Below are 14,586 nucleotides of genomic sequence, written 5' to 3'. Positions count from 1 at the left end.
GGAGAGGAACGAGATGACATCCGAGATGACATCCGAGACGCCGCTTCTCGACCAGGTGATCCACACCTACGACCAGGACCGTTTCCCGTTCGTCCGCCGGGTGCGCGACATGTTCGGCGATGCCGACCTGGCCCGGATCGACGAGAGCTGTGCGGTCCATCCGAAGCCCGGCACGACCGACCAGGCGACCGAGGCGCATGCCAGGTTCTACGCCGAGTTCGACTCCATCCGCGGTCTCTATCACGACTTCTTGCGTACGCATGTGCTGCCGCTCTTCACCGGCGACGTGTGCGTGCAGGCCGTGCCCACCTTCCGGGTGTGCCCGCCCGGCGGCGTCGCGGTCAGCACCTTCCACCGGGACGCGGACTTCCACCACCAGCCGGGCACCGTCAACTTCTGGCTGCCGCTGACCCGGGCGTTCGGCACCAACTCGATCTGGATCGAGAGCGCCCCGGGCCGGGCGGACTACCAGCCGGTCGAGCTGGTCCCGGGGGAGGTGCTGCAGTTCGACGCGATCAACCTGCGGCACGGGAACCTGGCCAACGACACCGGCGCCTGCCGGGTCAGCTTCGACTTCCGGGTGATTCCGCTCGATCGGTTCCAGGACACCGGGCTGTCGACGGTCACCAGCGCGACGCCGATGCGGATCGGCGCCTACTACATGGTCATGGAGAACCCGCCGGAGCGGTGATGTCCAACCGTGCGACGCGGGCGGGTTGGACGGGCGGACCGAGAGGAACGGTGGCATGTTCGAGGAGATCAACGTCGTCCAGGCTCTGGACCTGCACCGGAGGGACGGCTTCGATCCGGTGCCGAAGCTGAGCGCCCTGATGGCCCAGGGGCCGATGACCGCGCTGGGCACCGAGGAGGAGCCCGGGGGACGGACCGCCTGGCTCGCCACCGGTCTGGACGAGATCCGGCAGGTGCTCGGCTCCGACAAGTTCAGCGCCCGGCTGGTCTTCGGCGGGACCGCGGCCGGCCTGGCCTGGCCGGGCTTCCTGACCCACTACGACCCGCCGGAGCACACCCGGCTGCGCCGGCTGGTCGCGTCCGCCTTCGCCGTCCGGCGGATGCAGAAGTTCGGCGTGCGGGTGGAGCGGGTGGTCGAGGACACTCTGGACACGATCGAGGCCACCGGCGGACCGGTGGACTTCGTCCCGCGCTTCGGGTGGGCCGTGGCCACGACGGCGACCTGCGACTTTCTCGGGATCCCCCGGGACGACCAGGCGGAGCTGTCCCGCTGCCTGCACGCCAGCCGCACCGAACGGTCGGACAAGCGGCGGGTGGCCGCCGGCAACAAGTTCATGACCTACATGAACAAGGTGACGGCGCGTACCCGCCGCGACCCCGGTGACGACATGTTCGGCGTCGTGGTGCGCGAGCACGGCGACGAGATCACCGACGCCGAGCTGACCGGGGTGGCGGCCTTCGTGATGGGCGCGGGGGCGGATCAGGTGGCCCGGTTCCTCGCCGCCGGCGCGTGGCTGATGGTCCGGGAGCCGGACCAGTTCGCCCTGCTCCGGGAGAAGCCGGAGACGGTACCGGACTGGCTGGACGAGGTGACCCGCTATCTCACCAGCGACGAGAAGACCCATCCGCGGGTCGCCGTCGAGGACGTGCTGATCGGGGATCGCCTGGTCCGGGCCGGCGACACCGTCACGTGCTCGCTGCTGGCCGCGAACCGGCGGAACTTCCCCGGCCCGGAGGACGCCTTCGACATCACCCGGGAACGGCCGGAACACGTCGCGTTCGGGCACGGCATTCACCACTGCCTCGGCCGGTCGCTGGCCGAGCTGGTGTTCCGGACCGCGATCCCGGCCCTGGCGCAGCGGTTCCCCACGCTGCGGCTGGCCGACCCGGACCGCGCCATCCGGCTGGGCCCGCCGCCGTTCGACGTGGAAGCCCTGCTCCTCGACTGGTAGTGCCGCACACATGAGGAGGACCGATGGCACTTCCCCTGCCGCACCAGCGGCACCGGCTCGATCCGGTGCCGGAGTTCCACGACATGCGGGAGAGCGGGCCGCTGCACGAGTACGACACCGAGCCCGGCATGGACGGCCGCAAGCAGTGGCTGGTCACCGGGTACGACGAGGTCCGGACGATCCTGGCCGACCACGTCCGGTTCAGCTCGGCCCGGCCGGTCGAGAACGAGGCGGACCGCGCCCAGCTGCCCGGCATCCTGCAGGCGTACGACCCGCCCGACCACACCCGGCTGCGCAAGACGGTGGCCCCGGCGTACTCGGCCCGGCGGCTGAAGTCGCTGCGGCCGCGGATCGAGGAGATCGTCGAGGAGTGCCTCGACGACTTCGAGAGCATCGGCTCGCCGGTGGACTTCGTCAGGTACGCCGCCTGGCCGATCCCGGCGTTCATCGCCTGCGAGTTCCTCGGCGTCCCGCGGGACGACCAGGCCGAGCTGTCCCGGATGATCCGGGACAGCCGGGAGAGCCGGATCCCCCGGCAGCGGGCCGCGGCCGGGCTGGGCGTCGTCAACTACACCCAGCGGCTGGCGGCCCGCCTGCGCCGCGAGCCGGGTGCGGGGATGATCGGGGCCCTGGTACGCGAGCACGGCGACCAGGTCAGCGACGAGGAGCTGGCCGGGCTCGCCGAGGCGAACCTGACCATGGCGACCGAGCAGATGGCCGCCCAGCTGGCGGTGGCGGTGCTGCTCCTGGTGACCCACCCGGAGCAGATGGCGCTGCTGCGCAAGCGTCCCGAGCTGCTGGACGCCGCGATCGAGGAGATGCTCCGCTACACCTCCGTCGTCGAGGCGCCCTCGCCCCGGGTCGCCCTGACCGACCTGACCCTGGGTGGCCGCGAGATCCACGCCGGCGACGTCCTGACCTGCGCGATGCTGGCGGTCAACCGCTCCCGCGCGGACGGGTTCGACATCACCCGGGAGAACATCACGCATTTGTCGTTCGGGCACGGCATCCACCACTGCATCGGCGCGCCGCTGGCCAGGATGGAGCTGCGGGCGGTGCTGCCGGCAGTGGTCCGGCGGTTCCCGTCGCTGCGGCTGGCGGTCCCGGAGCGGGAGGTGCGGTTCAAGCCGGGCCGGCCGGCGCCCTTCGCCGTGGAGGAGCTTCCCCTTGAGTGGTGACAACGAGCGTCCGATCCACATCCTCCGGCAGGGGTTCGACCCGGCCGACCGACTGCGCGCCGCCGGGAAACTGACGAAGATCTCCCTGGGGTCCGGGGCGGAGGCCACGACGACCTGGCTCGCGGCCGGGCACTCGGTGGTGCGGCAGGTGCTCGGCGACCACAAGCGGTTCAGCACCCGCCGCCGGCACGACGACGCCGACGAGATCGGCGGGCGGGGCCGGTTCCGGCCGCAGGAGTTGGTCGGCAACCTGATGGACTACGACCCGCCCGAGCACACCCGGATGCGGCAGCTGATGACGCCCGGCTTCACCCAGCGCCGGATGCGCCGGATGGCCACGCGCATCGAGGAGATCGTGGCGGACCGGCTGGACGCGATGGAGCAGGAGGGCTCGCCCGCGGACCTGGTCGAGCTGGTCGCCGACCAGGTGCCCGGGACCGTGCTCTGCGAGCTGGTCGGGGTGCCGCGCGACGACCAGGCCATGTTCCTGCAGCTGTGCCACGGGCACCTCGACCCCACGCGGAGCCAGCGGAAGCGGGCGGTCGCCGGCGAGGCGTTCTCCCGCTACCTGCTGGCGATGATGGCCCGCGAGCGCAAGGACCCGGGTGAGGGGCTGATCGGGTCGATCGTCGCCGAGCACGGCGACACGATCACCGACGAGGAACTGCGCGGCTTCTGCGTACAGGTGATGCTGGCCGGCGACGACAACGTCTCCGGCATGATCGGCCTGGGCGTGCTGGCGCTGCTGCGCAACCCCGAGCAGATCGCCGCGGTGCGGGGCGACGACCAGTCGGCGGACCGGGCGGTCGACGAGCTGATCCGGTACCTGACGGTCCCGTACGCGCCGACGCCGCGGACCGCCATGGAGGACGTCACCATCGACGGCCAGGTGATCCGCAAGGGGGAGACGGTCCTCTGCTCGCTGCCGATGGCCAACCGTGACCCCGACCTGATGCCCGACCCCGACCGCCTCGACGTCACCCGCACGCCCGCGCCGCACGTCGCGTTCGGGCACGGCATCCATCACTGCCTGGGCGCGGCGCTGACCCGCCTCCAGCTGCGGATCGTGTACACCGCCCTGTGGCGGCGTTTCCCCGGCCTGCGGCTGGCGGATCCCGACCAGGAAATCATGTTCCGGACGAGCACCCCGGCGTACGGATTGCGCAGTCTGCTGGTCGCCTGGTAACGGAGTCCGTCCGGTCGGCTCTGCTCAATTGGACACTCCTTGAGCGGCCGAAAAAGATGCAGGATGATGGCATTCCCACCGTGCGATTCACATTCGCTCGGATGGATGAGAATGCGCGCTTGTCCGCTTTCGCTTTCCGGTAAATCGATCGTTGGGTGGTGGCACATGCCGGTGGAAGAGTTCGACGTGGTGGTGACCGGCGGCGGGCCGGCCGGTTCGACGGTGAGCACCCTGGTGGCCATGCAGGGCCATCGGGTGCTGCTGCTGGAGAAGGAGGTCTTCCCCAGATATCAGATCGGTGAGTCGCTGCTGCCCTCGACGGTCCACGGGGTGTGCCGGATGCTCGGTGTCGCCGACGAGCTCGCGGCGGCCGGCTTCCCGATCAAGCGGGGCGGCACGTTCCGCTGGGGTGCCCGCCCGGAGCCGTGGACCTTCTCGTTCGGCGTGTCGCCCAAGCTGACCGGGTCGACGTCGTTCGCCTACCAGGTCGAGCGGTCCCGCTTCGACGAGATCCTGCTGCGCAACGCCCAGCGCAAGGGCGTCGAGGTACGGGAGGGCTGCGCCGTCACCGGCGTGACCGAGGCGGAGGACCGGGTCACCGGCCTGCGGTACACCGACGCGGACGGTGTGGAGCACGAGGTGGCGGCGCGCTTCGTCATCGACGCCTCGGGCAACAAGAGCCGGCTGTACTCCAGCGTCGGCGGCACCCGGAACTACTCGGAGTTCTTCCGCAGCCTGGCGCTGTTCGGCTACTTCGAGAACGGCAAGCGGCTGCCCCAGCCGTACTCGGGCAACATCCTGAGCGTCGCCTTCGACAGCGGCTGGTTCTGGTACATCCCGCTGAGCGACACGATGACCAGTGTCGGCGCGGTGGTCCGCCGGGAGATGGCGGAGAAGATCCAGGGTGACCGGGAGGAGGCGCTGCGGGCGCTGATCGCCGAGTGCCCGCTGATCTCCGAGTACCTCGCCGACGCCCGCCGGATCACCACCGGCACGTACGGGGAGCTGCGGGTCCGCAAGGACTACTCGTACCACCAGACGTCGTTCTGGCGTCCCGGGATGGTGCTGGTCGGCGACGCCGCCTGCTTCGTGGACCCGGTGTTCTCCTCGGGCGTGCACCTGGCGACGTACAGCGGCCTGCTCGCCGCCCGGTCGATCAACAGCATCCTCGCCGGCGACCTGGACGAGAAGACCGCGCTCACCGAGTTCGAGGCGCGGTACCGCCGCGAGTACGGGGTGTTCTACGAGTTCCTGGTGTCGTTCTACGAGATGAACGTCAACGAGGAGTCGTACTTCTGGCAGGCCAAGAAGGTCACCAACAACAAGCACACCGAGCTCGAGTCCTTCGTGGAGCTGATCGGCGGGGTGTCGTCGGGTGAGTCGGCGCTGGCGGCGTCCGGCCGGATCGCCGAGCACAGCGCCGAGTTCGCCGCGGCGGTGGACCAGATGGCCGCCGACGACGACGGCAACATGGTGCCGCTGTTCAAGTCGCAGGTCGTCCGGCAGGTCATGCAGGAGGGCGGCTCGGTGCAGATGAAGGCGCTGCTCGGTGCGGACGCCGAGCCCGAACTGCCGCTGTTCCCCGGCGGCCTGGTGGTCTCGCCCGACGGGATGAAGTGGCTGCCCTACCGCCCGGTCTGAACCGCCCCGCCCCCAGCGGGCCCGGTGGCTGACGGCACAGGCGAAAGGAGTGTTCACCGGTATGGATCACGTCATCGATGAGGTCGCGCCCCTCGTGGAGCCGACGGCGAACTACATGAGGAGAACGAACTGCGATCCGCACGAGGACATGTTCGCGCTGCGGGCGCACGGCCCGCTGATCCGGATCGGCGGGAACGCCGCCATCCAGATGGGCGCGGAGTACCTCTGGCAGGCGATGGGCTACGACGTCGTCCGGCGGATCCTCGGTGACCACGAGAACTTCACCACCCGGCTGCGGCTGACCAACTCACAGCCGATCAGCGGGGAGGGCACGACCATGCCGCCGGAGCTGGTCGGCCAGATCGCGACCTACGATCCGCCGGAGCACACCCGGCTGCGCCGGATGCTCACCCCGGAGTTCACCGTCCGGCGGATCCGCCGGCTGGAGCCCGCCATCCAGGAGCTCATCGACGAGCGCGTCGACGCGCTGGAGGCGGAGGGACAGCCGGCGGACCTGCAGACGGTGTTCGCCGATCCGGTCGGCGGTGGCGCCGTGTGCGAGCTGCTCGGCATCCCGCGCGACGACCGGAACCTGTTCATGCGGCGGGTCCGGCAGAACGTCGACCTCAGCCGCGGCTTCAAGGCCCGGGCGGCGGACAGCGCGGCTTTCAACAGGTACCTGGACAGCCTCATCGCCCGGCAGCGGCGGGACCCCGACGAGGAGTTCCTCGGCATGCTGGTGCGCGACCACGGCGACGACGTCACGGACGAGGAGCTGCGCGGCGTCTGCACGGCACTGGTGCTCGGCGGGGTCGAGACCGTCGCGGGCATGCTCGGTTTCGGGGTCATGGCGCTGCTCGACAACCCCGGCCAGCGGGACCTGCTCTTCGCCGGCCCGGAGCAGACCGACCGCCTGGTCAACGAACTGCTGCGGTACCTGTCGGCGGTGCAGCAGCCGACCCCGCGGATGGCCGTCAAGGACGTCGTCGTCGGCGGCCAGCTGATCAAGGCGGGGGAGTACGTCCTGTGCTCCATCCTGATGGCCAACCGCGACGAGGCGCTGACCCCGGACCCCAACGTGCTGGACGCCCGGCGCGCTCCGGCGCCGCACATCGGATTCGGGCACGGCATCCACCACTGCGTGGGCGCGGCGGTGGCGCGATCGGTGCTGCGGCTGGCCTACCAGACCCTCTGGCAGCGCCTTCCCGGCCTGCGGCTGGCCGTTCCGGTCGAGCGGGTGCGGCTGCGGAACGCGTTCATCGACAGCCCTGACCAGCTGCCGGTCGCCTGGTGATCGGCACTGCGGAAGGGATGACGAACGTGCTGGTGGAAGAGTTCGACGTGGTGGTGACCGGCGGCGGCCCGGCCGGTTCGACGGTGGGCGCCCTGGTGGCCATGCGGGGGCACCGGGTGCTGGTGCTGGAGAAGGAGGTCTTTCCCCGGTTCCAGATCGGCGAGTCGCTGCTGCCCGCCACCGTCCACGGGGTGTGCCGGGCGCTCGGCGTCACCGACGAGCTGGCGGCGGCCGAGTTCCGGGTCAGATCCGGCGGCACGTACCGCTGGGGCGCCGACCCGGAGCCGTGGAGCTACTCCTTCGCCGACTCGCCGCGGCTGACCGGGGCGACGTCGTTCGCCTACCAGGCCGAGCGGCGGCGCTTCGACGAGATCCTGCTGCGCAACGCGCAGCGCAACGGCGCCGAGGTGCGGGAGGGCTGCGCGGTCGTCGGGGTGACCGAGGCCGGCGATCGGGTCACCGGCCTGCGGTACACCGACGCGGACGGCGCCGAGCACGAGGTGGCGGCGCGCTGGGTGGTCGACGCCTCGGGCGCCGGCGGCAAGCTGTCCACCGCCGTCGGCGGTGTCCGGGACCACGCGGACTCGCCGGGCGGCCTGGCGGTGTCCGGGTACTTCGGCCGCTGCCGGCAGCCGGCACCGTACGGCGGCAACACCCTGATCGTCGCCTTCGACGGCGGCTGGTTCTGGTACACCCCGGTGACCGGCGGGCTGACCAGCGTCGGCGCGGTGGTCCGCGGGGAGCTGGCGGACCAGGTCCGGGACGACCCGGAGAAGGCGTTCGCGGCCCTGATCGCCGGCTGCCCGCCGATCGCGGACCTGCTCGCCGAGGCGGCGCGGGTGACGGCCGGCAGCTTCGGCAGGCTGCGGCTCACCGCGAACGACACCTACGCGCACACGACGTTCTGGCGGCCCGGGATGGTGCTGGTCGGTGACGCCGCGTGCTTCGTGGACCAGGTGCTGCCCTCCGGCGTGCACCTGGCGACCCACGGCGCGCTGCTCGCGGCCCGGGCGATCAACAGCGTCCTGGCCGGTGCGGCGGACGAGAAGGCGGCGCTGACCGCGTTCGAGGCGGCGTATCGCCGCGAGTTCGCGGTCCTCCACGACCTCACGGCGTCCTTCCACGAGAAGGACGCCGATCAGAAAACCGTTTTTCGGTACGCCACGCACATCACCACCGGCGAGCACTCCGCCGCGGAGTCCTTCGCGACCCTGGCCGGAGGAGTGTCCTCCGGTGAATTGCCCGGCAAGCACTTCGATTCTGACGAGCACTGCGACATTGAGGAGCGGAAGTGAGCGAGGAGCGCCTCTTTCTCCGGCCCAACACCATCATCGAGCCACTGGTCGACAGGTTCTACGCCTCGATGTACGCGACGGCTCCGGTCACTGCCACCATGAGCCTCGCCTTCCGGCTGATCCCGATGCTGGAGTCCTATCTGCAGGCCCCGGAATGGCATTACAAGGGCAGCCGGGACCCGAAGTTCCGGGGCGGGTTCTTCGTCAACGTCGACGACAAGCGCAAGGACGAGGTCCAGGCGCTGCTCACCGCCATCCGGCGGGACCGCGCCGGCATGATCCGGTTCGCCGAGGCGATCGCCGAGGCCGAGAAGACCGTCCGTGCCGAGGCGACCGGGTACGACCTCCGGCCGCTGTACCCGAAACTGCCCACCGAGCTGGCGGGTCTGGTGGAGGTCACCTACGACACCAGCAACAACCCGTCGCTGCACTTCCAGGAGCCGCTGGTCTACAAGAGCGCGGCGTACACCGAGGACCGGCAGTCGGTGCAGCTCTCGGTGGAGACCGGGATCGAGCGGCCGTTCGTGATGAGCACGCCGCGGCTGCCGTCGCCGGACGTGCTGGAGTTGAAGATCCCGTTCCGGCACCCGGGCCTGGAGGAGCTCTTCCTGTCCCGGATCCGGCCCACCACCCTGTCCGCCCTGCGCGCCGCGCTGGAACTCGACGACGCGCAGGCGGCTCAGCTCGCCGGCCTGCTGGTCCCGGAGTCCGCGCTGCACGGCGACCGGCACGTCACGTCCGGCGCCCGGATCCGGTACTGGGGTCACGCCTGCCTGCTCATGCAGACGCCTGACGTGACCATCATGACCGACCCGTTCATCAGCGCGGACACCGACGCCACCGGCCGGTACACCTACAACGACCTGCCCGACCACATCGACTACGTGATCATCACGCACGGGCACTCCGACCACCTCGTGCCGGAGACCCTGCTGCAGCTGCGCGGCCGGGTGGGCACGTTCGTGGTGCCGCGCACCTCGCGCGGCAACCTGGCCGACCCGTCCCTGGCGCTCTACCTGAAGAGCTACGGGCTGCCGGCGATCGAGGTGGACGACTTCGACGAGATCGCCTTCCCCGGCGGCAAGATCGTCGCCACCCCGTTCTTCGGTGAGCACGCCGATCTCGACATCCGCGCCAAGTCGACGTACTTCATCAGCCTGGGCGGCAAGTCGATCTACGTGGGCGCCGACTCGTCCGGCGTCGACCCGGTCCTCTACCGCTACGTCCGCCGGCACCTCGGCAAGGTCGACATCGCGTTCCTCGGCATGGAGTGCGACGGAGCGCCGCTGAACTGGCAGTACCAGCCGTTCCTCACCCAGCCGCTGCCGAAGAAGATGGCGGAGAGCCGCAAGATGTCCGGCTCCGACGCGGACCAGGCCGGCGAGATCGTCAACGAGCTGGGCGCCGAGGAGGTCTACATCTACGCGATGGGCGAGGAGAGCTGGCTCGGCCACGTCATGGCGACCAGCTACAACGAGGACTCCTACCAGCTGCAGCAGATCGCCAAGTTCGAGACCTGGTGCTCGAACCGCGGGGTGAAGTTCGCCCACCTGCTCGACCAGCACGAATGGCACTGGCCCCACCCCTGATCGGGGCCGGTCCGAGCAGTGTCCGCGGCGCCGGTGGTCCGATGCGACCGCCGGCGCCTCGACGTGCCCGGCTCCGGAACACCGTCAACCGCGCGGCCGGCTCGTCCCGGGCCGGGACCGCGTGCGGCAGCACCGTCAACCGCGCGGCCGGCTCGTCCCGGGCCGGGACCGCGTCGCATCGCATGAGGCGAGAAGAGGAGAACTGTCATGGTCGTCGTGATGGCGCCGGGGGCTACTCCGGCGGACGTGGAGGCGGTCGTCTACCTGGTCCAGTCGGCCGGTGGGCAGGCGTTCGTCAGTCGTGGGCTGTCCCGGACCATCGTCGGGCTGGTCGGCGACGTGGCCGACTTCGAGGCGCTCAACCTGGGCAGCCTGCCGGGCGTGCTGCAGGTGATCCGGGTGTCGGTGCCGTTCAAGCTGGTGAGCCGCGAGCACCACCCGGACCGTTCGGTGATCCGGGTCGGCGGGGTGCCGATCGGCCCCGGCACGCTCACCGTGATCGCCGGGCCGTGCGCGGTGGAGTCGTACGAGCAGACGCTGGAGGCGGCCCGGCTGGCCAGGTCCGCCGGGGCCGCGCTGCTGCGCGGTGGCGCGTTCAAGCCGCGGACCTCGCCGTACTCGTACCAGGGACTGGGCGAGGAGGGGCTGCGCATCCTGGCCGCGGTCCGCGCCGAGACCGGGTTGCCGGTGGTCACCGAGGTGATCGATCCGGGCAGCGTCGGCATGGTCGCGTCGTACGCCGACATGCTGCAGATCGGCGCCCGCAACATGCAGAACTTCGCCCTGCTCCAGGCGGTCGGCTCGGCCGGGAAACCGGTGCTGCTCAAGCGCGGGTTCAGCGCGACGATCGAGGAGTGGCTGAGCGCCGCCGAATACATCGCCCAGCGCGGCAACCTGGACATCGTGCTCTGCGAGCGGGGTATCCGGACGTTCGAGACCGCCACCCGCAACACCCTGGACATCAGCGCGGTGCCGGTGGCCCAGCGGCTCTCGCACCTGCCGGTGATCGTGGACCCGTCGCACTCCGGCGGGCGCCGCGACCTGGTGGTGCCGCTGACCCGCGCGGCGATCGGGGTGGGCGCGGACGGCCTGATGATCGACGTGCACCCCGAGCCCAAGATGGCGCTCTGCGACGGTGACCAGGCGCTGCCCGAGTCCGACATCCGGGAGATCGCCGACATCGTGGTGAGCATGCCGCCCCTGCTCGGGCGCTCGCTCACCCTGCCCGCGGAGGCCGCCGGGCAGGTACCCGCAGGGGTCTGAGGTAGTGGGTCACAGGGGTGTGACAGCGGGGTGCGGCCCGGCCCCGATTAGGGGTTAGGGGTTCGGGCCGGCGCGGATGTCAGGGGTTATCCATCAGCAGACGTGGATGTTAATTTTGGCCTGTCAAGCCCACTGGCCACAGCGCGCCATGTTCTCGGACATGGCGCGTCACACTGCGGTGCGAGCACGGGGAGACGAGCCGATGATTCCTGACTGAGTTCGGACGGGCAATCAGCCCGGGGACAATGCGATTCACCATTCCCGCCACGGCCGGTGCCGGCCGATCGGCGGTCTGATTTCGGTTGCGGGATGCCGGCACGACTGGCCAGATCCAGCGTGCATTTCTTGTTCGGCCATCCGGTTCTGTGCGTTTCTGCCGCTGATTCCAGCGGGCTGCCATTGCTCAGCCCGCCGTCCCGGCCTGCGCGGATTCGCCCGGAACCGGTCGGGAGCCGCCCGGAGACCCCCACCGGCGCGGCGCCCGCTGTGGCCGGGACGCGCCCGCCGTACCGAAGAAGTGTCGTGCCCGGCCTCGTCGAGGCCGCCTTGACTCACGCGTGTGCCGGTCACCACCGGATCGCGCGTCTGCGCTTAGGAGCTTCTTTGACACCCGAGGAAGAGGACATCAATCGTCAGCCGGTGGTCGAGATGGAGATCAGTTCCCTCCAGCTCACCGGCTCGCCACGGCTGGCCGGCGCCGACATGGTGCACGTGGAGGCGATGGCCGCGGTGCAGCAGGAACTGCCCCCGATCCTGGTGCACCGGGCGACGATGCGCGTCATCGACGGCGCCCACCGCGTGCGGGCGGCGCTGCGGCGTGGGGAGACGACGATCGCCGGCCGGTTCTTCGAGGGACCCGAGGACGAGGCCTTCGTCCTGTCCGTGTGGCTCAACGTCGCCCACGGCCTGCCACTCGCCCTGGCCGACCGCAAGCACGCCGCGGAGCGCATCGCCGTCACCCATCCCCAGTGGTCGGACCGCCGCGTCGCCGCGGTGACCGGCATCTCGCCGGGCACCGTCGCCGACATCCGCCGGCGGGTGGCCGGGGCGTCGGCCCCGGAGTCCAGCCGGATCGGCCAGGACGGCCGGGTGCGCCCGCTGGACTGCAGCGCGGGCCGCCTGCTCGCCGGCCAGCTGATGACCGAGAACCCCCACCTGTCGCTGCGCCAGGTCGCCAAGGCCGCGTCGATCTCCCCGGAGACCGCCCGCGACGTACGCAACCGGCTGCTCAGCGGCGCGGAGCTGGTCCCGTCCCGGCGTGGCCGGGATGCCGGGCAGCGGACCGCCGAGGGTGCCGGACCGGACCGGCAGCCGCTGAACCTGGTCCGGAGCATCGGCCGGCAGGAGCCGGTGATCGACCGGGCGGTCGTCATCAAGCGGCTGATGAGCGACCCGGCGCTGCGGTACACCGACACCGGCCGCAACCTGCTCCGGTTGCTCTCGCTGCACTCGCACTGGGCGAACGAGTGGGAGACGATCGTCGACAACGTGCCGGCGCACTGCACCGGGGTGGTGGCCGACCTGGCCCGCCAGTTCGCCGAGCTGTGGGCGGACTTCGCCACCCGGGTGCCGGAGCACCGCCTGGCGAGCTGACACCGGAGCGGCGCGGCGTACCGGAAACGGGCTGACGCGGGAGCCGCGTGGCGTACCGGAAACCGGGAGATGCGACAGCGAAGCCGGACCGTCGAGACGGTCCGGCTTTCGCCGCGACCCCTACCAGCGCCACTCGCGCTTGTCGCGCAGGCGGTCGGCGGTGATGCCGCTGCCGAAGCACCACCCGAGGAACTCCTCGATCTGCGCGGCCTGGTAGGGGTCCTCGGCGGGGGTCGCCGCCATCAGGTGCCGCTGCCAGACCTCGTCACCCATGGCGTAGATGTAGCCCTCGTCCGCGCCGAGCTCGGTCATCACCGCCACCGCCTGCTTGGCGCTGGAGCGGGACAGCGTGCGCGACGCGCTCGTCTGCTCGGTCGCCGGGTCGGTCAGCACGCCCCGGTAGAGCCGGCCGAGCGGGGCGCCGTCGCACTCCATCCCGAGGAACGCCATGTCCACGCGGTCCAGACGGCTGCGGACGTGGCGGTAGACCACCGGGTCGATGCCCGACGAGTCGGCGCCGATGTAGAGGCCGGCACCGGCGATCCGGACGAAGTAGGTGGACTTGGCGCGGACGTCCAGGTCGCCGTGCTCGCCCAGGAACGGGGTGGCCACCACCCGGCCGCCCGGGATCGGGATCTCGTCGAAGTCGTCGACCTCGACGACGGCGAAGCCCAGCGCCCTCAGCATGAGCCCGATCGACGGGTCGCACAGGCTGCCGCGCGACGAGCGCGGCACCACCACCGCGCCGATCCGGGTGCGGAGCTGGAGCAGCGTCTCGAGGACCAGGTGATCGGGGTGGCCGTGGGTGATGAGCGCCAGGTCGATGCGGTCCGGCAGGTCGGCCAGGGTGTACCGGTCGCCGTGACGGCCGTCGGTGCTGATCAGCGGATCGGTGACGATCGTCGTCTCGGCTGATTGGATCACCAGGCAGGCGTGGCCGAAGTACCGGATCCGGCCGCCCTCGCCGATGTGCCGGTCGGGTGCCAACGCCGGCTCGCCGGTGAGCAGCCGTCCCAGCTCCCCGGCCCGGGCGGCGTCGAGTTCGAGCGCCTCGCACAGGTCGCCCAGGGTGGTGGGGGCGAGCCGCGCGGCGAACAGCGCGTCGATGCCGGGATGGGTGAACGGGATCGGCAGGTCCAGCACGCCCGGACGGGAGAGCCGCGGGGCGCCGAGGACGGAGGGCCGCTCCTCGCCGGTGTCCAGCGACAGCTGGATCGACTGCCGGCTCACGTCGTAGTACGGACTGGTGTACAGCAGCGGCTCGATCAGGCGCAGGGCCGGCTGGTCGCCGCCGTCGTAGGCCAGCTCGACCAGCCCGTTCAGGGCCGCGGGGAGCTGCTGGTAGAGGTGCGTCAGCTCGCGGCCGGTGGCGCTCCGCCGGAGCAGGGCGCCGGCCCGGGTGATGGCGTCGGCGAACGCGAGCATGTCGGCGCGGTCCGCCCTGATCGACGCGAGCAGCGCCGCCATCTCCGGATCCCGCGGGTACGACTCCAGCAGCGGAATCTGTACCTTCGCCAGATTCAGCGCGGCGGCGGCCGGCGACACGGTGTGCATCCAGGCGTAGAACCGGTCCACCAGTGGTTCGATGATCACGTTCGATTTCAGAAACACCGGTTCGGCACTGG

General features: G+C 70.9%; 11 protein-coding genes. 10 read left to right on the top strand and 1 reads right to left on the bottom strand.

All coding sequences use genetic code 11. From position 1 onward, the window contains the following. The first annotated feature begins 25 nt into the window (after positions 1-25). From Actob_RS32380 to Actob_RS32335, 10 genes are all read left to right on the top strand, one after another. Complete coding sequence (locus Actob_RS32380; RefSeq protein ID WP_284915655.1) at positions 26-691, top strand: hypothetical protein; 666 nt, start codon at positions 26-28, stop codon at positions 689-691. Positions 692-746: 55 nt separating this feature from the next. Next, complete coding sequence (locus Actob_RS32375; RefSeq protein WP_284915654.1) at positions 747-1,922, top strand: cytochrome P450; 1,176 nt, start codon at positions 747-749, stop codon at positions 1,920-1,922. A 23-nt stretch (positions 1,923-1,945) separates the two neighbouring features. Further along, positions 1,946-3,100, top strand: coding sequence for a cytochrome P450 (locus tag Actob_RS32370; protein WP_284915653.1), 1,155 nt, complete (start codon positions 1,946-1,948; stop codon positions 3,098-3,100). Further along, positions 3,090-4,286, top strand: coding sequence for a cytochrome P450 (locus Actob_RS32365; RefSeq protein WP_284915652.1), 1,197 nt, complete (start codon positions 3,090-3,092; stop codon positions 4,284-4,286). The genes Actob_RS32370 and Actob_RS32365 overlap by 11 nt, the downstream gene beginning before the upstream one ends. Positions 4,287-4,451: 165 nt before the next feature. Continuing rightward, entirely contained in the window at positions 4,452-5,927 is a 1,476-nt protein-coding gene (locus Actob_RS32360) for a tryptophan halogenase family protein (protein ID WP_284915651.1), read from the top strand. Between the two features lie 61 nt (positions 5,928-5,988). Then, positions 5,989-7,221 carry a cytochrome P450 gene (locus Actob_RS32355; protein WP_284915650.1) on the top strand — a complete coding sequence of 411 codons (1,233 nt, stop codon included), beginning with the start codon at positions 5,989-5,991 and terminating at the stop codon, positions 7,219-7,221. 26 nt (positions 7,222-7,247) lie between these two features. Further along, positions 7,248-8,516: an FAD-dependent oxidoreductase gene (locus Actob_RS32350; protein ID WP_284915649.1), complete on the top strand. Its 1,269-nt coding sequence runs from the start codon at positions 7,248-7,250 to the stop codon at positions 8,514-8,516. Then, complete coding sequence (locus Actob_RS32345; RefSeq protein ID WP_284915648.1) at positions 8,513-10,105, top strand: MBL fold metallo-hydrolase; 1,593 nt, start codon at positions 8,513-8,515, stop codon at positions 10,103-10,105. The genes Actob_RS32350 and Actob_RS32345 overlap by 4 nt, the downstream gene beginning before the upstream one ends. Positions 10,106-10,312: 207 nt before the next feature. Further along, on the top strand, positions 10,313-11,368 hold the full coding sequence (gene aroF, locus Actob_RS32340; RefSeq protein WP_284915647.1) for a 3-deoxy-7-phosphoheptulonate synthase: 1,056 nt from the start codon (positions 10,313-10,315) through the stop codon (positions 11,366-11,368). Positions 11,369-11,971: 603 nt separating this feature from the next. After that, positions 11,972-12,961, top strand: a complete 990-nt coding sequence (locus Actob_RS32335) for a ParB/RepB/Spo0J family partition protein (RefSeq protein WP_284915646.1) — start codon at positions 11,972-11,974, stop codon at positions 12,959-12,961. A gap of 120 nt (positions 12,962-13,081) precedes the next feature. Here Actob_RS32335 and Actob_RS32330 read toward each other — a convergent pair whose 3' ends face one another. Beyond that, positions 13,082-14,554: an MBL fold metallo-hydrolase gene (locus tag Actob_RS32330; RefSeq protein ID WP_328518395.1), complete on the bottom strand. Its 1,473-nt coding sequence runs from the start codon at positions 14,552-14,554 to the stop codon at positions 13,082-13,084. Between the last annotated feature and the right edge of the window lie 32 nt (positions 14,555-14,586).

It is taken from the genome of Actinoplanes oblitus, from assembly GCF_030252345.1.
Classification (GTDB): domain Bacteria; phylum Actinomycetota; class Actinomycetes; order Mycobacteriales; family Micromonosporaceae; genus Actinoplanes; species Actinoplanes oblitus.
Note: the sequence above shows the minus strand (reverse complement) of the source record. Positions and strands in the feature narration are given on the sequence as shown.